Raw genomic sequence first — 19,947 nt, forward strand, 5'->3', positions numbered from 1 at the left:
GTTGGGATAACGCACCACAGGAATCGTTTTTTGGTCATTTTAAAGATGAGACCTATATCAAGCAATGCGAATCCTTGGAGGACTTAAAAAGAGAGGTGAAGAGCTATATGACCTACTACAATCACTATAGACACCAATGGAATTTAAAGAAGATGAGCCCTGTTCAATACAGAGATCATCTTCTTAAGACTGCCTAGGCTTTTTTAAAATGTCCTTTACAAAGGGTATACTTTACTTTAACGAGTCTCTCCGGCTTTTTCCACGTAAGTTATCAAAAGGGTTAATTATAGTTAGTCATAGTATACTCTCTCATATCTCTTTCTATTCACCCTATGAGATGGAATACTGTGATATAATTATTTACGAGAATTGGACATATGATCCGGGCGGCGTGGAGCCTATGTCAGCAAACGAAGTGCTAGGAATACTGACTTTCGTTGTGTTGCTCCTCGGTTTACTTATCAAAGTGGCTGAGTTTATGCTCAACATACGAAAAAAGTAATCTATCCGCCCGTGGTCTCCCAAACCTAAAGGGGAAGATTACTTTTTTGTCGTTACCCTGATAGGTTCGGCTTAACGCCGCTCTGTGTCCATGCAATTTCTCCGTGAGTGGCAGGTGCGCGAACACCTGCCACTTTTCATTATACCGTCATTATATCATTATTTTTAGCTTTTGTCTCTTGAGCTTATTATATCCCTAGATAATTCAAATATTCAACCGGACAGCTCAAAACATCAGTCAAGTCTCCCCTTTAAGAAAATATTTCTATAAGTAAAATTACCGTTGCACTTCCAGTAAGTGTGGCTCCTACAATGCTCATCGCTAAATCAAAGCCCCTTTCCCTCCTTATGAAAATAACATTTTGCAAAAAACCAAACAGACATAAGTAGGCAAGCATAGAGTATACCCAATTTAAATTACTTGACCACATTGCCATTATTACACAAGCTATTATAATAATCGGATAGGTACGATCAAACCACTTTCTTATTACTTCCTTCTTGTCTGAGTTTATTTTACTCATTATTCCATCTCCTTTCATTGCACACTAAAATATAAATTCTAAATATTAGTTGACAAATAATATATTATTCGGGGGTGAAATGCTATCCATTCAAACTTATGGGTGGATATTATTCTTAGTTTTAACATTAGGTTCAATATCTAGTTTACTACTATACAACAAGGGACACCAAGCGTGCTCTTATTATGATAGAGGATAGATACCATGAGTAAAGTGGTTTGTTGTATCACTCATCCCATATCTTCTTCCTTTCTAGTACATAGTCCATCAGCCCCAAAGCCACTTCGCCCTTCTCTGGAACGATCCCCTCAAAGGGTAGCCTGTAATCCTTGTCGTAGAAGTAGACGTAGCCATCCATGTAATAGAATCGCAACTTCCCTTGCTGTAACGTAACGGGCTTCCACTTCTCAAATATGAACCATAACAGCCGATCAACAACGTGCTTCTCCAGTTGCCGATGCTTGCAGGCTTCACGGATATGTCCCTTCCCTAGATCTACATGCCCATCACGGCACGTCCAGACCTTCTTTAGCCCTCCTTAGCCTGATGGATGATCGCTTTTTCATTTACTACTTCCGTTGTGTTGCCTCGAAGCCGTTCATTCTCCACCTCCAACTGCTCCACTCGCTCTCGAAGCTCATTTGCAAGTTGGATTGCATTTTCATTCTTATCCATAAGGTCCCTTACGGCGGGTGCATTGTTATCGATGAACGCTTGAAGAGCCTCATCCGTGATCCGCCATCCGTCCTTTCTCGTCTTAGGTGGGATGCCTTCTATCTTCCCTTGTATAAGTCAACAAAAAAGAACGCTGATTTCTCAACGTTCCTCATGCACTAATCAATTTTGATGAACCCCTCGGAGTTTGTTTCGACAAAACCAAAAAATCATTACGACAGTGAATGTCGATGCAAACGCTCCTAAGTAATACCCAGCCAGTTGGAGTGAAACACCCTCACTCTCCGCCTCAAAACGTGCAATGTTGTAGCCCGTCGTGGGATGCTTATAAAGCGTGTAGATGATGAACAGAGGTAATGCCATCATAAGCGATGACATAACTACCGCTTTCATCCTTCCCAAATTTATTTTTCTCATGTTTGATCCGTCGCTCCCCTACCGTAAACTCTCTCACCAGCCCCACAGTTGCTAACTGATTTCTCTAATCACCAAAAAGAACCCTTCCAAAGCCGTAGATTGATGAAAGTGAAATCCAGGGGTCACGGTACCCAAAAAGTGTAAAAAGGGCACAGTGGCCCTTCATTGGAGAGAATTTGTTGCACGTTTGTATGATGTCCGCGCGAGTAAAGCCAACCTCTGATAATGTCTTAATAATACTGGCATCGTGTGAAGGTAGCTAAATCATATTATCATCCAATAATTTTTTCGCTTCTTCTTTATACACCAGACCAACCTATTGGCTGGTTAATTTTTGGCTATTTAAAATGACCGCTTAACGGATTTTACTGTTCCGTTACTCCCCAAACCCCAACACACCATAAGTACACGACCGATAGGTAAACCTGTTCTAATAACAGGTTTACAGTATGATATTACCCTCATCCCAAACGATGCCTAATTGATATCATATTGTCGAGCTGCTTGTTTAATAATCACTTTGATTTAATTTTCAATATCAGGAATTTTTTTGGCTGTTATAAAGGTTTTTATTTTTTGCGTGATTTCGGATTTCAAAAAATCATTCTTATCTGTAATGAGGATACGAAAATAAATTGATTTACTTATCAATTCCTTTATCAGGGGGGATGAGTTTAAAATCTCAGGGACTTTGTCCGTTGAAAGTCCTATTCTATGGGAAATCATTAGAACCAAGCCCATCCCTTTCTCTTCATGGTCTAATTCTATCAGTTGCAGATCAGCTTCCGTGAGTTGCTCTTCTGAGGCAACCGAAAGAACTCGCACAAACTCAAAGATTGAAATCGACGTTCCAAGGATGTTTCTTGATGTAGGCACTCGACCATGTAAATGCAAAACGTCTCCCCTGTACCCACAAGGACATAAGACACCTTTTTCAAGTTCGCCAACATCACTCATCTTATGATTATATAAATGGCTCTGGTTTGGGTGTCGGACAGTTACACTAAGCTCATGGTTAACCGGGTTACTAGATAACTCGACATGTTCATAAATATGATAGTCATTACCAGCAAGAGATGAACACTGAAATCCTATAGGTCCGGTCTCCTGAGATGTGTAGGCAAGAGGCTTAATGCAAACCCCTGGAATTAGTGTCTGAACTTTTTCAAGGAGGATAGTTGAGATTTATTCTCAGAACACAAAAGACGGTTCAAAAAACTGGGAAGGCAAATGATTGTGTCAATAGAGAATGTGTCTATAGCCTCACATAAAGCATCTTTATCAACAATAGATGCAAAAGGATAATATTCTACTTGGAGCAAACGACAAATCTCATGAGCAAATAGAAAACCACCCCAAAGGTTACCAGCAGCACCCAGACAGTTAGCGACAGACGAAACTGATAGATCTCTAAACAAAGGTGACAAGACTTTGGCCGCCGTGGAAGTTACAAACTGATAATTCTCCCATGGATGTTCGACAGTTCGGGATTTCCCCGTAGTCCCACCGGTTGCAAATACTATGACCGACATTGGACCTAGACCTCCTTTGTGATGACCCTTTTTAAAAAAATGAATGAAGCAATTGCTGCAGAAAACACTGCAATAAATATAAATGAAGGAACATGTTCTGGTATATTTTCGATTGCAACACCTGTAATCCATGAACCAAATGCTGAGCCAGCATTTGATAAGATAACTATATAACTAAACAATACTCCAGATGGAATTTCTGAATTAATGCCACTGGCCTTAACATAAATTTCAGGGATAATCACTGATTCATAAATACTGTATGCAACCAAAGCAATGACGGCTATATATACAGAACCAAGCAAATAAATAGAAGAAAAAGCACCACATATCACAATAAATCTCGAGATCCAACGCTCATTAAATGTCTTTAATTTTGCAACAACGCCCTGCCATAGACAGATAGTGACCCCAACAATAGAGAAAAAGAAACCGGAATACCCTTCAAGTTCTGGGCTTATTTTACCAAGAAGCGTCGTAGACGTGATGAAAATTCCCATGATGAGGAAGCAAAAGAATGATGCGAGCAGTATGCTCTGCACCTCTTTAGCCATATTCCCACGAAATGCGTAAAGCAGACCAACCAATGGTGAGGCAAATGTAGGATTACTCTTATTTCTAGAGAGAGTATGATTTATTGTGAGTGCAGCAATTGCCATAGCGGAACTGGATAAAATTACTAGCAGAATAACTTCATTCATGAAATTATATTTCAGAGCCAATGCAGCCAATGAAGGGGCAATAAAAACAGCAATATTTTGAGATAATGAAAATGTGTTCATTGCTTTTTTAAGATGTGTACCCGATAGACTTTCTGCAAGAATTTCCCTTAAAAACGGTTTTGATATGGATTTGGATACAGATATGAGTAAAAAAAACATCAACCATGAGAGCAGAGATAAGGACATATATATTGACAAAAACGCAAGGCTTCTCAGTAAGAATGAAACAAAAATAAGTTTCCTTCTTGAAAAATACTCAAGATATCCGGTAGTTGTAAACATCAATAAACTTTCCAGTATAATGGCGCCTGCTAAACAGGTACCAACACTGGCGGCGCTGATATCTGGAGACATTCCTAGCAGAGGTAAAGAAAAAAAGAAAGAAAACTCAGCCAGAAAAACTGCCAGATATATAAAATACGTCGTCTTATAACTACTCATAATATCCATGTACTGTTTTCGCTAAGTGATCGAAAACTTCTGTCCTTATTTCATCAGGAAGAGTTGTTAAGTCAGTCTCTGCTGTGGACATCTCATTAAAATAAAAACCGGACTCGTTCATCAGCCAATCTACAGCTAACGTAGTACAGCCTGATTTTGCTGCTATATTTATTGATAAATGACGCATTTGTTGAAAATAGGATTCATTGTCATATTGCTCTAGAAATTCACTTTCTGACAGAGTGAACTGTTCCCCCCCACTTGCAACATTACCAATATAACCGTTACCAAGTGGTATACGGAATTTAATAAATGCTAGTTTATTTGCGATAAAGAAAAACCGGACATCTCTGGCTCCAGCAAGATAAGGTGTCATGAAATATTCAACTGAGGATGCAGATATTAAATTTCCGGTACTAACTGCATGCTGCAAATTGAAAGATTTAATAACGCCAAAACCCATGCCTGTTCCTGTAGGTTTGAAAATATACTCTCCGCTGTAGTTAGAAGCAAAACGCTGAATGGCTGGGACTACGTGACGATGATATCCGAGCATAGTAAACGGGAGCACAGGAGCGCCATGAACCGATGCCAGTGTCATTTGAGCCACTTTATTCCATTCAAGTGCTTCAATTCCGGCAATGCTTCCATTTAATAAACGCGCGCCTTTCGCTCGAAGATAATGCCGCAGTGTGGATGCGATTGATCGGGCCTGCGCATTAAGATTAGCCTGGGAAATAATGAAAGTGGAGTTGGACTCATCCAAAACATTTCCTTTATATGTTAAATTCATTTCGCAATTTGGATGTGTGGTAACAATGCAATCTTCCAGTGCGAGAAAGCTAAACGCAATATCCCTCTTTTCAAATTCGAGTGTAAACTGAGCATACGACCTCTCAATGTCCTCAACATTATCATATTCTTCCCTTGCGACTATCCAGTATAAATTCATTTGTTTTCCTTTCTCCATATCATGATTGATTGTGGTAGTGATGTTGATATTGTTCTTTCTATAATGAATCCGGTTGCTTGTGCCAGGCTTTCATACTCATGATAAAATCTCTCCTTACCCAAAAGAGAGAGCGTCCATCAGTAAATCTAGTGTCTTACCTTTGCTACTATCCTTTTTCTTAATAATTTCAATGACAAATAGCCTGGATTCGTTACTCATGGCACGGTGACAGTTTTCAAGAATTTTTAGAGCATGCTCATCGTTCCAGTCGTGGATGATATTTTTCAAGATATAGATTTCTTTACCTGCGACTATGCTTCTGAAAAAATCAGCATTAGCGTATTCTATGCCATCCTCAGTTCTGCTATTTTCAGAATAAAGATCAAGAACAGTTGCAGATTTTAGGTTGTACTTCTGATGAAGTTTTTTCATCAGAACCCCTTTCCCTCCACCGATATCAACAACGTCAGAATGCTCATCGCATTCAATGTATTCGATGATCTCGGTAGAGAGGTTCTCTGTAATTTTGGCCATTAGTCTGTCAAAGGTATCTTTTAAATCCGGATTATGGCTTAGATATGAAAAAAATGGAGTTCCATGAGTTCTTTCAAAGGCTGAAGCTGAAGTGTACGAGCGCATTGAAGATGCATAATGAGGCCACATATTCCAGTAATCTTCGCCCAATTCGCATAATATCCACAATGTCTCCAGACTATTTTCATCAGCCAGAACTTCTGCGTCTTCAGTCAGTGAATACCGTAAGTTATCTAATCGGACAATGCCGAGTTCAAGCATGACATCAAGTAGACGAGAAAGACGATTACCATCAAGTTCACAGTGAGTAGACAATTCATGCAAGGTCAACGCCCTTCTTTGTCCTAAAGAAAAGGGTATGCCCAGTTTAACAAACGTATGAAGTGCTACGGATTGTCTATATGCAGTTATTACGTTAATTAGCATACCGTTTCGCCTCTGAGTGCCTTACTTAGTGCGTTAACTGAATCTGCAAACCGTTTAAGCTCTTCCTTTGAATGTGCTGCAGAGATAGCTACCCGAACAATACTTTGTGATTTTGGTACCGTCGGGTACATGGCTGCTGTAGCGAGAAAACCCTGTATCTGAAGGTTTGCAGAGGTATTTATGGCCTCAGTTTCGCAACCTATATGGATTGTGCGAATTGGGCTTGTTTTTTCTTTCACTTCTACATTGAATACTGAGCTGTCAAAAAACTGGATATTTTCTTTCAGTTTCGCTTGTAGTTCGGTGATTTCACTCGATAGATGTATATTCGCAGATGCCACGCATGCTGCAATACCCGGCAATGAAGGGGGGCCGCTGAAAATGTAATTTAGTGCATATTTTTTTATGGTCGAGACTGTTTGCGAATTATTAAAAGATGCAGCGCCACCATGAGAACCAAAGGCTTTTGAAAGTGATGACAACAAGATCAAGTTTTCGCTGAACTCACCTAACTTGTGCAGCGTATACCCACATCCATGTTTACCGATTATTGACGTGCCGTGCGCATCATCGACATAGAAATAACCTTCAAATTCTTTTACTAGCTTGGTTAATTCAACAACATTATTGCTCCCACCCATTGATCCTAAAGAATCTGATATGAGGATGGGGGTTTTTCCTTCAGCCCTACATTTTTTTAACGCATCATTGATTAATTCCTGATCAGAAAAGCTAACCCTTTCAAAACTGCCAAACTGCTCTAGAATTCCTCTAAGTATTTGGATGGATGCATGTGTTGTTTTATCAACAATCCACTTTATCCCTTTTTTACTAATACTATAACCTGGAAGTTCTCCTGACCCAAGTACAGGGAGCACTGCGAGATGCGCAGCACCAACTGAATTAAATATAACTGTGTGTGAATTGAAAAAAATCGTGTTTAATTTTTCTTCCAGCTCATCAAAAATATCACATTTTGCGCGGGTTCTCGCTGCTGCATATTGAACACCGAATCTATCTACAGAATCTTTAATGGCGTTGATTAATCTCGGGTGCCGTTCAATCCAAGATAAGAACATGACATGAAATCTATGTATTCTTTTCCGTCGCTACAAATAATCCCTCTTCCATTCGTGCGCGATATGATCGTTAAATCATTTATTGTTCGTTTCCATATTTGTTCTTGATGAGGCCGGCTGGAATTTATGCGATCATTTGAAATCATTAATTTGCTTCTTCATTTCGCATGAATCCTTTTTTCATGTTATTCCTCTATTATGAATGGTCCTTATTATTTTTGCGCCAGAACCTTTCCCCACTATTAACAATACAGGTAATAAGAATACATTTCAAATGAAAATATATTTAGAAATAATAGAATTATTTTTATTTAAATATGTTTTTGCACAATTCTGTGAAAATGTATATTAGGGGGTACGAACACCAAAAGCAGATTGAACCGCCACATCTGAAAATATTTCCAAATTGGAACAGTAACCCTGTCACTACTCCTATAAGATGATCAAAGAGTATGAGGGTATGTGAAGAGATATTTCAACTGACGAATCTATATCAAGTCATTTTCCATTTATTTCTTGTTCGGCGGTAAAATTGGTCGTTGCTCCCTCTACCCCTACTTGATACGATATTTAAAATATATGAAATATCTATACCTAGTCTTGATTCCGGAATCCAAGCGATACACTGGATTTGTTGACCACATCTTTGCAATGTGTCGTTTACTAGGATTCCGATTTGCTCCTAGAGTAAACAGTCTAGGAGCAAATAAAATCTATACATTCCAGAAATCCAATCAATATCCTGAACTATCTTTTTTAATGAGTAACCAATCATTAAAGCCCTATCTAATCAGGAAAAACTGGGATCATATGTTACATTTAACCAGTTCTCTCGTTCGTGGGACGGTAAGCGCATCATTGATCTTAAAGAAATTAGGATCGTATCCCCGGCAAAATGGATTATCTACTGCTTTGCGTGAGTTAGGTCGTATTGAACATAGTTTACATATTCTAGCATGGATGCAAGATCCGGAATTCCGTAAACGAATTCAAATCGGCTTGAATAAAGGCGAATCAGGAAATGCTCTAAAAAGATCTTTAGCTTTTAATAGATTAGGGGAAATACGGGATCGATCCTATGAAGATCAATCTTATAGGGCGAAAGGGATTCAGTTAATTATGACTGCAATTGTTACATGGAATACGGTGTATATTTCCAAGGCAGTAGAGGTCTTAAAAGCAAGAGGAATTGATATTCCCAAAGAATACTTGAACCACCTTTCACCATTGGGATGGGAGCATATTAATCTTGTTGGAGATTATATATGGAATCTAAAACAGGAGGTCTCTCTTGATAATTTACGACCTCTACGTGAGAAGAAGTCTTTTGGTAAATAAAATGAAGAGCTGACTATCTCTTAGCGTATAGGTAGTCAGCTTAATTGTGTCTAAAATATGTCTAAACGTGTATTTTTCTTCTTTGGGTACCGTGACCCCATCCAGTACCATTCCTTGAAAAAAACCTAGATACCACGGTTTTGCTCTGCTATGCTATGAAAAAGGAGTGATACCATGAACAAAGCGGAATTCATAGGAAAAGTAGCGGAGAAAGCTGACATAACCAAGAAGGATGCCACGGAAGCGGTTGATGCTGTGCTTGGCTCTATCACAGATGCGCTTCGTGAAGGGGATAAAGTGCAACTAATCGGCTTCGGAAACTTTGAAGTGCGGGAGCGTTCGGCACGAAAGGGGCGCAACCCACAAACAGGGGAAGAGATCGAGATAAAAGCAAGTAAGGTTCCTGCGTTTAAACCAGGGAAACAGCTAAAAGACTCGCTGAACTAGAAAAGAGCCGTGAGGGGTCCCATATTAAAGTGTACCCTATAGAGTAGACACCAAAAAAAGTCTATCCTATGGGGTGCTTTTCTGTACAATAAAGAGAAAACGAAGACTGGGGATTATCAAATGAGTAAGCTCAAAACACCTTATTAAAGGCAGAAAATGAATTGTTAAAAAAGATGAAAATGATGGAAAGGAGGGCGAAACGAAGTCGTTAAAATCGCTAGTTGAACAAAAGTATCTTCTGATTCGTTTTTTATCGAAAAATACAAATTAACCAACATGGTGAGATACTTATGTGCGATTTCAGGGGTTTCACGCTCAGGATATTATCGATATCATTCTCTAGAAGCAAGAGAACAAAGAAAGCAGAAAGAGGAAGCAGACGAGAAGTTAAGAGAAAATATCCTGAAAGCCTATCACTTTAGAAAGCGTAACAAAGGAGCTCGCCAAATCAAAATGACCTTAGAGGGCCAGGATCGACCAATGAGATTCTAGCCTATCATGTTTCTGATCGCATCACATTAGATATCGCAACGGTTACTCTGACAAAACTAAAAGAGAATAAAAAAGTGAAAATGGCAGAAGGGGCGTTTATTCATTCTGATCAAGGAGTTCATTACACAAGTCCTATATATCAGAAGATGGTCAAAAAATACAGATTCGGACAACCTATGTCAGACGGGGAAATCGTTGGGATAACGCACCACAGGAATCGTTTTTTGGTCATTTTAAAGATGAGACCTATATCAAGCAATGCGAATCCTTGGAGGACTTAAAAAGAGAGGTGAAGAGCTATATGACCTACTACAATCACTATAGACACCAATGGAATTTAAAGAAGATGAGCCCTGTTCAATACAGAGATCATCTTCTTAAGACTGCCTAGGCTTTTTTAAAATGTCCTTTACAAAGGGTATACTTTAGTGATTCTCTCAAGCTTTAATACAAAAAACCAGGAGCGTGAGCGGATAGGTCGTTTACACCTCCACGTATGCTTTTCGGTTTCTCATGGAGACCACCTACTGTTTTCGTTGGAAAGTAAACGACGTCACCTTCCCTTCGCCGTGATAGGTGACTGAGGAAAACACTAGATCGAACTAAATTCTATTTTCCCTAACAGGCTCTGTAATAATTTTTATATCCTGAACTGCGCTCTCCGCCTTAGTTACTGCATCCTCAGTGTTTTCCCCAGTAGCAATTAAACAACCTACCCTATCAAAAGAGTGGAATATTTCAGTAACGGTATCTTGCTCATTCAATTTTAATTCTATAAATGGAATCGACGGATCTTGAGAGACTCTCTCTATTCCTGAAATACTAAGAACTCGCCCTGGAGCAGGAGCAAAGAACCGGATGGCTGCTCCACTAGTAGCACGGGGTGGCTTAAGCCAAGGAGAAATAATTCCAGCCGTCCAGGCTAAAAACAGCGTAAGCATATTTTCTCCATAAGCATACTTATATAATTCATTAATTTTATCACCGCCTAATCTATTATGTGACTCCACGATACGAGGACCTTCAGGGGTAAGAAAAAGTTCTGTATGAGATGGACCTTCCTGTAAGCCTACGAGATCTAAAAATGATTTTACATACTCTATGATTTGATACTGCACCCTACTAGGGAGTAAACTGGGCATCGCATGCCCACGCTCTACAAAATTGGGAAATAGCACTTTATCAGTAATTGCTAAAACCATATGTTTACCATTAAAGCTAAATGACTCTACACTAACTTCAATACCACGTAAATACTCTTCTAACAAAAAGGTCGGCAGTTTCTCTAAAATAATGGGAGCGAGACTTTCTAAATCCTTCCTACTCTTTATTACAAATACATCCCGACTACCATTCCCATCTAAAGGTTTTACAATAAAAGGAAAGGGAAACGAGTATAAATCTTTTATAGATGATCCTATTCTGTATTTACAGGATGGAAAATGCGATAACTGAAGCAAAGATCGCATCTTCCCTTTGTCTTGAAGTGTTTTAACTGTGTCAACAGAGTTTCTTTTAATACCCATCATCTCTTCACATTGGGCAGCAGTAATTAATGCTTCCTCAACAAATGAGACTACTCCATCAAGAGGGGATTCTTGATGCATCCTTTTTATTAACGAAATGATAGAGGTAGCATCATGTGTATCTAATACATATACACGATCAGCTAATTTGTAATGGTGTGAGCGTAAATGTTCCCTCTTCTGAATTAATATCGCTTCTATTCCAAGTTGATTAGCTTGCTCTAAAACATCATTTCGCGTACCGATAAATACTAATCGTTTATGCTTCTTTAACATAAGGCTTCCTCACTTCATCCTTTGTCGTCCTAAGAACCATTAACCCAATGAAAGTAACAACCAGAATAAATATTCCATGGGATGCATATAGCCAGCGTTGAGAAAACACTTCGCTTAAGTAGCCCATTACAATATATATTACCAGTGAAATCGAAGTAACAAAGGTTGTAAATACTGAATGTACTCTTCCTTGATACACGTTATCAACCGTTTGTTGAATCGTTGTTATATATAATATTCTCACTTGGAATGTTAACCCGATAAAGAAATACCCTATGATAGCTACCCATAGATGCGAGGAAAAAGCAAACATAAGAATACTTAATCCTAAAAAACCCATTCCTGCTATCATAGTAAAATTCCTTCCTGCACTTTTTGTAATAGTCGTTAAGTATAATCCCCCCAACACACCACCTACTGCGAAAGACGCATCGATATAGCCAAATCCATCCGCTCCCACCTCTAAAACATATTTAGAAAATGAGGGTAGCAATACATTGATCAGGCGCAACGTGATAGGAAAAGTTAAAAGGAGGGTATAGAGAACAACAATGGATCGGTGACTTTTAAGATAATGTACACCATCTACTAAATCTGTTTTATAGTTCATCCACAGCTCATTTAATTTATAAGAAGACGTACTGGGACTAACTTTTTTATTCTTTCTCATTTTTGATAAGCAAACAGCAGAGAGGATGAACGTTACTCCATTTATAACCATAACCCAAATGGGTGAGTAAAAAGCAACCACTATCCCGCCGATACCCGTACCAATAAGAGCACCCGCTTGTGCAGTTACTTGTGTTGTCGTATTTGCAGTTAGAAGTAACCGTTCAGGAACCACTTCCCTAATAAGTGCTATCACAGTTGGTTGAAAGATGATATCACCTATTGAAAGGCAAAATGCCATGAGATAAAGATGCCACACCTCCAATTGTCCAACAAAATAAAGGGCTGGAACAGAGAACAAGACCATCGCCCGAAATATGTCCATTAAATAAGCTATTTTTCTTCTATCGATCCTATCAATAATAACTCCGGCAAAAGGGGATACAATCAACCCTGGTACAGTTGAGCAAATGAGAAGTATTGCTACTGACATACTCGTGTTTGTCATCTCAAGTACAAGCCAACTATTAGCGATAAACTGCATACCAGTCCCTAGAAATGAGATGGAAGTACCTAAAAAGTAAAGGAGATAGGCTCTTATAGAAAGAACCTCTCTCCTTTCACGCCAAGCAGAAGATTTTAAACCTCCTTTTCGATGAAATACCACTTCATCACTTCCTTCGACCAGTCAGGTTGAACGACATCTCCAATTGGACCAAATTCACGCATATATGGTTTTATATCTAACACAGGTGTACCATCAATAGCGTCAAGAGATTTAACAGTCAATGTTAGCTTCTCCACTTTTATCAGTTGACAGCGAGAAACTCCTATGAAATTGGGACGCGCTTTCGCCCGTTGTGAAAACACCCCTACCTGCGGCCATTTCTTTTGATTTCTTGGGTGCCTTGCACCTAGATTAACCTTTTCTTTAGGAACACGATGCATATAAAAGACCACTTCGATATGAGAAAAGTCTTCAATACCCTTAATGGATAATTCATCAAATTGCTGCTCATCTAGTTGGATAGTTGACTCAATGCCTCCCCAAAAATCATCTTCCATATCTTTTCGCGGTGAAGATACTCGACCAATTGGATTTAACACGATCTCTCCCATTTCGCAACCCCCATTTTTAGGTCCAAATAGTTCCTCTAGCTAAAAGGTGACCAGACGTAACGCGTCTTACGGTAATGAAAACTTCATCTGGTGAACAGTAAAAAGATTTCGATATAACCTCTTGTACTCTGAATAAAAGGTGATGAATTTGTTTTTTACTATATATTTCTTTACAGACTATGTCTACAATTGGTGCCGCTCTTTCTTTCTCCCATCCAGGTTTATATGCAAAAGAGATCGAGTGCCATAATACCCAAGCATGGTTCGGCGGCAACTGAAGAGAGCAGAGAGCTTCCTCCGCTATTTTTTCTAACAAACCACTAGGAGGATTTCCTTCCTTACTATACAGATGAATGATTGGCATAGATACATCTTCCCTCTATCACTTTTGTCCAATTATTAGTAATGTGTTTATAGATAAATAAAACTCACCATTTCGTTCAGTAATATTCATCTCTTCTAATTGAGTCTGGGGTAATTGAGAAATAACTTTTTTAATCCTGTCGTTAGCCCCAGCTCCTGAATCTGCAATCTCGCACCACCTATGAGTAGCTAATCCAGAAGGAAACTCACACAAGCCCCGATAGACACTCACATTTTTCAAACCGGCTTTGTTAAAAAAACCTTGCCATTCTTTTGCAGTATAGCTGCGTACATGCGTTGGATCATGAATCGTTTCTAGTTGATGATTCGTCTCATCTAATTCAACATCTTCATATCCTTCTAAATCAATGATGGCAACTTTCCCCTCTTTCTTAGCTATTCTTGCCATTTCCTTAACTGCCAGCTGAATATCGTAGAAATGGTGTGCAGCTAAACGAGAGGTAACCAAGTCAAAGCTACTATCGCTCAAGGATATATTTTCAGCATAATCTTGCACAGCTTTCGATGGAATCTTCTTTTCATTCGCTAATTTAACAAAATTTTCTAACATGCGTTCAGAGGGATCAACACCGACCAAATATTTTGCTCTCCCAGAAAAAGATATCCCTAGATGACCCGCTCCACAAGCAACATCACAAATAGAGTCCATCCAATCATTTTCAAGCAAGCGATGAAGAAGACCGATAGTAGGGCTAGTACGATGAACCTCGCTTGTAAGGAAATGCTCTGCTAAATGGTTAAACCGTTTCGCACTTCTTTTGTCTATCATTTAAAATCTCCCCTCTATCGTAGGGTAAGAATCGACGACGCAGGTATAAGTAACGGATCATCTCTTACCTTCAACTCTTTAAGAGTAGCTGTTCAGCAGTGTCTGTCTTCTTTATCAGGCACTGCTGATCCCACTTATTTGTCTTATTTCTTGACGGCTTTATCCCTCATCATTAAATGAACGATGTCCCCTACCTTTTGATCTGGAAATTCATTGGTTGGACCTTCCTTGGCTAACGTGTGGCCATATCCAAGTAATATATGAGGTGTTACCGCTGAAAATCCAGCGTCTTTCAGGTTTTGGACCGTCCAAGGGATATATTCTTCAGGGGATATAATTTCAATTGAGTTTAAATCCTCACCGTATCCAATGTAATCTTCTGACCCATAAATAAGATGGAGTGGCTTATGATATCGCCTTTTTTGAGATGCATCCGTTGGTTCAAAAACTGCTCCAATAAGAATCATTCCAGCACCAGGTAATTCAGGAACATCCAAGAGAACATGAGCCCCCAATGACACCCCTAGATAAACCAGCGTATGTTCTAAACTGGCATGGCGAATAACTTCTCTTAAGAGACTCATACGAAGATGAAGGTGATGATCGTCTGCTGGCTCATCTAAATTAGAACGTAGGGGATGATCAAATTCGATTATCCCAACATTTCTTTGCATAAGCTGATTTGTGACTTGATTATAAAATTCGAGTTCCCCTTCCGCTCCATTTTCATCAAGCTTACCAAATTGTCCCGATGGGGAAATTAAAACAGAACAACCTGAATACTGCTCAGGTATTCGCATTCGAATACGAGAATGGTAAGACTGAACCCGGACAGTTGAAATGGTTTCGAACACCTTATACTCTCCTACAAATAGGCTCACTGAACGAACCAATCCGCTGATGAAGATAAACACTAATTATTTCTTCATGAAGAGATTCACCATCCAACGTAGGGATAAAAGCGTCACTTGTTTGCTCAATTAACCCTTTGCTTCTTAGATCTTCAAACACATCTTTATAGGGAGCATCACTTAGTAAATCCACACCAAATTGTTCGAGATATCTTTTAAAAACGATAGGTTGATTTGACTTAAAGTTAAATCCTAATGTAGTAGAAACCGCTTCATGCTCAGTCAAATTACGGCCAAAAGATAAAGGAACCTGCTTACTCTCCTTCATATGTTCAACATAAGCATTAATATCAGATATGTTATGTGTTTGGAGGATTTCATTCTTCCCACCGGTTAACCAACCATATGCCCCAGGACCAAATGCAATCATGGAGTCGTATCTTTGCCATTTATTCCGTGATACACGTGGAATATTCCCTTCTGGATAAACCCCAGGTTTGCTCCACCAACCACATGGACTGGGATGATACCCAAACTCCAAAAAGACTTGTAAGACAGCTTCTCTCATTTGATAAGTTTCATCTAGCGTGGGAAACAAGCCTTCTCTTTCCAATCTCTCCCTATGTTTTGGAACATTCCATAAAGACCGATTTCCAATCCCCATACTTTGACGATCTGCATTTCGAAGTCGATATATCGTTATGGTAGGTACACCTAGTTCACATAAAACACGAATATCATTAGCAACGCTTTGTGGAGTTTGAAATGGCAAACCAAACATGATATCTACGTTAAAAGGTTTCTCTGTTGCTAAAAGCTTGTTAATAGCATCTAGTGACATTTTACTATCGTGCTTACGACCAACAAATTGATTAACTTCATCTTGTAAAGATTGAACACCCACACTAAATCTATTAAACCCAAGGGAAATAGCTTGTTCCAATTCATCATTCTGATAGTTATCTGGATTACCCTCTAAGGAAATTTCGCAGTCTGGAGTTAAATAATAATTTTCTCTTACATGATCCATGATTTTTGATAATTGTTCAGCTTTTAAAAGAGAACCCGTTCCTCCTCCAATATAAAAAGATTCTATCCGCGCTTTTGGTAACCAGGGTACACGTGCTAAATAACGATTAGACTCTTCGATCAGCAAATGAGTCCACTCATTCAAAATCTCATCATTTCCTTCTTTGTTTGGAAGGAGCTTCTTTACATAGTTACAGAAGTGACAAATATAAGAGCACAAGGGAACATGGAAATAAAGATGAGCCGGCTTACCATAACCATCATGCTCAACATACCGTTGAAATAACTCCTCGGATGATAACTTTGCTCCATAATTTGCAGTAACATTAATATTGTAATTGTCGCGGTCAATTTGCAGTTCTGGATGACGTTCCAAAAGCTTACCTAAATTTAATTCACCTGTCGAGGTAAATGTATGACTTTTCATTAATATTCACTCCTTTTCCCTATTAGAGTCAATCCTAATTCATTCTTCTGTCTTTCTTCCCAATAGCCCCTCGTAAGCAGCATAAACTGTTTAATATACTCTGTTGCACCGCAACCTAGTTCATCTTTGGAAACATTTTTTGCTAGTGGAGGACATCGAAACTGACACCAGATATCTGACTGATATATCTCACAGTTTTGGCATGACTTGAAGTCGTCAAAAGTAATTGAGCGAAAGTCATCAAAGCCATCTTCCCAAATCAATTGAAAAGGATCCTCTTTTATATTTCCTCCCAAATACATGCCATTACTCATACAGTTGCTACAAGGATAAGTGTTTCCTGAACTATTAATATAAACTACTGAACGACCGCACTTTTCTTGACCTGTTGCTTCTTCCAAACGTTGAGCAAAGTTAATAGTCTGAACAGAATAAATCTCATCCTCGGCATCTGCGGTAGACAGATCCTGATCATCTGGTCCTTGACTGAAACGATCCATACAGCGTTTATAAATATCAAATACCTTATCAATATCTTCTTGTTGCAAAAGAATATCGGGATGTAAAAGCGCCCGTCCAATGGGATGCGTCTCCAGCCATTGAGGCCGTGGATATCCGTTATCTACACACCATTGAAAGATTTCTTCAACATCATCTAAGTTATTCCGATGAACAGATATAGCCGTCCGTAAACTATGTCCGTACTTGTCCATCCATTCAAATCGTTTACGTAATTTGGGAAAATCCATCCCTCCCCTAATCGTACGTTCTGGATCGGCGGTATCAAAGCTAATAAAAAATGAAACTCCTGGAGGTAATTGAGCTAACTTTTCTTCAGTAATTAATAATCCATTAGTAAATACTTGAGTCAAAAAGGGCTTACTCATAGCATGACGAATGATTGGCACTGCATCTTTATGCGAGAAGACCTCTCCTCCAGTAAGAAAAACCTGTAATACTCCCATATCAGCCAACTGATCGATGAGAGAAAAAATCTCCTCCGTTGACATCTCATTCGGTCGCTTTACTGCAGAATCAGCATAACAATGCTTGCACCTAAGGTTACAAAGATTTGTTATCTCTATAAATGCAATTACGGGAGAACTCAGATGAAATTTGTTTAAGTCCACAACCGATTCTTCCAAGATATACGAATCGAAATCTATATCTGTTATAGTAATATCTTGATTATGTAGAGATGTAATTGTATCTTCAAACTCGGGCTTTAACAGTTCAACCCTACCATCAGGTAGCATTGCTACAATGCCGCCCATACTCTTCTGATAAGGAATCTGATTCATAAGAAAACTCCTTTTATAAGGGCAGTTTGAAACTGCCCTTAATTTCAGTTATTTCTTAACGCTATGACCAGCACCAACTGCAGATAGAACAAGACCTTGCTGAGACTTTTTAATATGAATGGTTGCTAATTTCTTGTCTTTCATGAGATATCTTCCTTTCTTTGTAGGATGTAAATATTATCTTATAATGAATATTTACTTGTCAATGACCAAAAAACAATTCGAGATATTTGTATATTTAGACATTTAATTTTTTTATAGACATTAGTATTATATTAGAAGATCGATTTAAGAGGATTTAATCGCAATATACTCGAAATAGACTGAAATTACTCATGATATAATCACTTGAAGATGAATATACATCCGATTCAAAATTGAATATCTTTTTTCTTTGATTTTATCTTTTAAATATAAAAGTTTGTAAATTTTTCTGCAGTCCGTTATTTTATATTAGCGGTAACGTCATTGTATAATGACCTTACTATATTCTTTTTGTAAGCGTTTACAAGCGAGGAAAACTTCATTATAATACGGTCAACAGCAGGTGAACGATTCTCGACAGCACGACTAGCTAAGAAGTAGACCACTTCTACCTCGGGAGGATGTCATGATGCTATTTGAAACCAAATACCGTAAACAAGCCCTCACGCAGTGGAAAAAGGAAACTAAAGTTTATGAAAATAGAACAACTCATCACCGCAAACGAATGCCCCCTCGTCGCCCTTTAACGGCCACCCTCGCCGCTTTCTTTTTCTGGTTTCTCGACAAGTGAATACTTCGACGTTTAGCTCGGACACATGCATAAAAAAGAGCTAGCTAATAGGCTACGACTTTATTTTTCAGAAGTAAAGTCGTAGCCCGTGCCATGCCTCATAACACATCGGTATAAAGTACCTCTATTAAAGCATTCGTGTTTACTGGATGACTATCATTGGGTATGAGCGATTAATTTGTAATTCTGTATTCGATAGATATGATCACATAAGAAATGAATATCTTCTTGATTATGACTGGTTAAAATAATAGTCCGTCCTTCTTCTCTAAAGGTGAGCAACAACTGACGGATATTGTCCACACTCTCTTGATCTAAGGCATTAAAGGGCTCATCGAGAATCAAAATTTGCTGTTCCTCCATTATTGCTTGAGCGAGAGCAAGTTTTTGTTTCATACCAAGAGAATAATTTTTCACCTTTTGTTTTGCGTGCGGCTGAAGACCGACTAATTTCATGACTGAGCTAATCTGTTCATCTGAGATTTGTTGCTTAATCATCGCAAGAGCTTTTAGATTATCAAAACCTGTGAGATTATCCATATAACCTGGACGGTCAATGATGATACCAAAACCATCGGGAAATCGTTTGTTTTTTCCTAGCTCCATCCCTCTCACCCGAATAGTGCCCTCATCTGGAAAGACAAAGCCGCACATCATTTTAAACAACACTGACTTTCCGGAGCCATTACTGCCAACAATACCGTAGATATGTCCCTTTTCTATTGTTAAGTCTATATTTTCAAATAAGGTATTCCCTTTATATGATTTACTAACGTTTACGATCTCAATTAAAGCCACTGT

The 19,947-nt window shown here is 38.8% G+C and carries 21 protein-coding genes and 2 pseudogenes; 5 read left to right on the forward strand and 18 right to left on the reverse strand.

Annotated features, from left to right (window positions below; translation table 11 throughout):
* On the forward strand, positions 1-197 hold a 197-nt coding region (locus NXZ84_RS13760), incomplete at its 5' end, for an IS3 family transposase (protein ID WP_258840926.1).
* Positions 198-752: 555 nt separating this feature from the next.
* Here the strand turns inward: NXZ84_RS13760 and NXZ84_RS13765 are convergent.
* The 10 genes from NXZ84_RS13765 to NXZ84_RS13810 all read right to left on the reverse strand — a co-directional run bounded on the left by NXZ84_RS13765 (position 753) and on the right by NXZ84_RS13810 (position 7,803).
* Positions 753-1,025: a hypothetical protein gene (locus NXZ84_RS13765; RefSeq protein WP_258840927.1), complete on the reverse strand. Its 273-nt coding sequence runs from the start codon at positions 1,023-1,025 to the stop codon at positions 753-755.
* Between the two features lie 226 nt (positions 1,026-1,251).
* Positions 1,252-1,383: a hypothetical protein gene (locus NXZ84_RS13770; RefSeq protein ID WP_258840928.1), complete on the reverse strand. Its 132-nt coding sequence runs from the start codon at positions 1,381-1,383 to the stop codon at positions 1,252-1,254.
* Positions 1,384-1,553: 170 nt separating this feature from the next.
* Positions 1,554-1,700 (reverse strand): hypothetical protein, encoded by a 147-nt coding sequence (locus NXZ84_RS13775; protein WP_258840929.1) that lies wholly within the window; start codon positions 1,698-1,700, stop codon positions 1,554-1,556.
* A 325-nt stretch (positions 1,701-2,025) separates the two neighbouring features.
* Entirely contained in the window at positions 2,026-2,163 is a 138-nt protein-coding gene (locus tag NXZ84_RS13780) for a hypothetical protein (RefSeq protein ID WP_258840727.1), read from the reverse strand.
* A 479-nt stretch (positions 2,164-2,642) separates the two neighbouring features.
* Entirely contained in the window at positions 2,643-3,074 is a 432-nt protein-coding gene (locus tag NXZ84_RS13785) for a hypothetical protein (protein WP_258840930.1), read from the reverse strand.
* Between the two features lie 191 nt (positions 3,075-3,265).
* Positions 3,266-3,649, reverse strand: a complete 384-nt coding sequence (locus tag NXZ84_RS13790) for a long-chain fatty acid--CoA ligase (RefSeq protein ID WP_258840931.1) — start codon at positions 3,647-3,649, stop codon at positions 3,266-3,268.
* 5 nt (positions 3,650-3,654) lie between these two features.
* Positions 3,655-4,821, reverse strand: a complete 1,167-nt coding sequence (locus tag NXZ84_RS13795) for an MFS transporter (protein ID WP_258840932.1) — start codon at positions 4,819-4,821, stop codon at positions 3,655-3,657.
* On the reverse strand, positions 4,805-5,782 hold the full coding sequence (locus NXZ84_RS13800) for an ATP-grasp domain-containing protein (RefSeq protein ID WP_258840933.1): 978 nt from the start codon (positions 5,780-5,782) through the stop codon (positions 4,805-4,807). Before NXZ84_RS13800 ends, NXZ84_RS13795 begins: the two co-directional genes overlap by 17 nt.
* A gap of 96 nt (positions 5,783-5,878) precedes the next feature.
* A complete protein-coding gene (locus tag NXZ84_RS13805; RefSeq protein WP_258840934.1) occupies positions 5,879-6,724 on the reverse strand; it encodes a methyltransferase in 846 nt (281 codons plus the stop codon).
* Positions 6,718-7,803: an aminotransferase class I/II-fold pyridoxal phosphate-dependent enzyme gene (locus NXZ84_RS13810; RefSeq protein ID WP_258840935.1), complete on the reverse strand. Its 1,086-nt coding sequence runs from the start codon at positions 7,801-7,803 to the stop codon at positions 6,718-6,720. The genes NXZ84_RS13805 and NXZ84_RS13810 overlap by 7 nt, the downstream gene beginning before the upstream one ends.
* A gap of 627 nt (positions 7,804-8,430) precedes the next feature.
* Between NXZ84_RS13810 and NXZ84_RS13815 the strand changes: the two are divergent.
* The 3 genes and pseudogenes from NXZ84_RS13815 to NXZ84_RS13825 form a co-directional block, all read left to right on the forward strand.
* Positions 8,431-9,141, forward strand: a pseudogene (locus NXZ84_RS13815) (Tn3 family transposase); the annotation flags it as partial.
* Positions 9,142-9,315: 174 nt separating this feature from the next.
* Positions 9,316-9,588 carry an HU family DNA-binding protein gene (locus NXZ84_RS13820; RefSeq protein ID WP_258840936.1) on the forward strand — a complete coding sequence of 91 codons (273 nt, stop codon included), beginning with the start codon at positions 9,316-9,318 and terminating at the stop codon, positions 9,586-9,588.
* A 128-nt stretch (positions 9,589-9,716) separates the two neighbouring features.
* Positions 9,717-10,471: pseudogene (locus NXZ84_RS13825) on the forward strand (IS3 family transposase); the annotation flags it as partial.
* A 211-nt stretch (positions 10,472-10,682) separates the two neighbouring features.
* Here the strand turns inward: NXZ84_RS13825 and NXZ84_RS13830 are convergent.
* The 7 genes from NXZ84_RS13830 to NXZ84_RS13860 form a co-directional block, all read right to left on the reverse strand.
* Positions 10,683-11,882 carry an ATP-grasp domain-containing protein gene (locus NXZ84_RS13830; RefSeq protein WP_258840937.1) on the reverse strand — a complete coding sequence of 400 codons (1,200 nt, stop codon included), beginning with the start codon at positions 11,880-11,882 and terminating at the stop codon, positions 10,683-10,685.
* Positions 11,866-13,158, reverse strand: a complete 1,293-nt coding sequence (locus NXZ84_RS13835) for an MFS transporter (RefSeq protein ID WP_258840938.1) — start codon at positions 13,156-13,158, stop codon at positions 11,866-11,868. The genes NXZ84_RS13830 and NXZ84_RS13835 overlap by 17 nt, the downstream gene beginning before the upstream one ends.
* The gene (locus NXZ84_RS13840; protein WP_258840939.1) at positions 13,131-13,610 is read right to left on the reverse strand and encodes an SAM-dependent methyltransferase; all 480 of its coding nucleotides are present in this window, start codon (positions 13,608-13,610) and stop codon (positions 13,131-13,133) included. The genes NXZ84_RS13835 and NXZ84_RS13840 overlap by 28 nt, the downstream gene beginning before the upstream one ends.
* 382 nt (positions 13,611-13,992) lie before the next feature.
* On the reverse strand, positions 13,993-14,763 hold the full coding sequence (locus tag NXZ84_RS13845) for a class I SAM-dependent methyltransferase (RefSeq protein WP_258840940.1): 771 nt from the start codon (positions 14,761-14,763) through the stop codon (positions 13,993-13,995).
* Positions 14,764-14,906: 143 nt separating this feature from the next.
* Positions 14,907-15,617: a hypothetical protein gene (locus NXZ84_RS13850; RefSeq protein WP_258840941.1), complete on the reverse strand. Its 711-nt coding sequence runs from the start codon at positions 15,615-15,617 to the stop codon at positions 14,907-14,909.
* Position 15,618: 1 nt separating this feature from the next.
* The gene (locus NXZ84_RS13855) at positions 15,619-17,070 is read right to left on the reverse strand and encodes a coproporphyrinogen-III oxidase family protein (protein ID WP_258840942.1); all 1,452 of its coding nucleotides are present in this window, start codon (positions 17,068-17,070) and stop codon (positions 15,619-15,621) included.
* Complete coding sequence (locus NXZ84_RS13860) at positions 17,070-18,371, reverse strand: radical SAM protein (RefSeq protein WP_258840943.1); 1,302 nt, start codon at positions 18,369-18,371, stop codon at positions 17,070-17,072. The genes NXZ84_RS13855 and NXZ84_RS13860 overlap by 1 nt, the downstream gene beginning before the upstream one ends.
* A 613-nt stretch (positions 18,372-18,984) precedes the next feature.
* Between NXZ84_RS13860 and NXZ84_RS13865 the strand changes: the two genes are divergently transcribed.
* Positions 18,985-19,146 carry a hypothetical protein gene (locus NXZ84_RS13865; protein ID WP_258840944.1) on the forward strand — a complete coding sequence of 54 codons (162 nt, stop codon included), beginning with the start codon at positions 18,985-18,987 and terminating at the stop codon, positions 19,144-19,146.
* A gap of 156 nt (positions 19,147-19,302) precedes the next feature.
* Here the strand turns inward: NXZ84_RS13865 and NXZ84_RS13870 are convergent, their stop codons facing one another.
* Positions 19,303-19,944 (reverse strand): ABC transporter ATP-binding protein, encoded by a 642-nt coding sequence (locus NXZ84_RS13870; RefSeq protein ID WP_258840945.1) that lies wholly within the window; start codon positions 19,942-19,944, stop codon positions 19,303-19,305.
* Between the last annotated feature and the right edge of the window lie 3 nt (positions 19,945-19,947).

The sequence above is a fragment of the Mechercharimyces sp. CAU 1602 genome, assembly GCF_024753565.1.
In the GTDB taxonomy this organism is placed as follows: Bacteria; Bacillota; Bacilli; order Thermoactinomycetales; family JANTPT01; genus Mechercharimyces.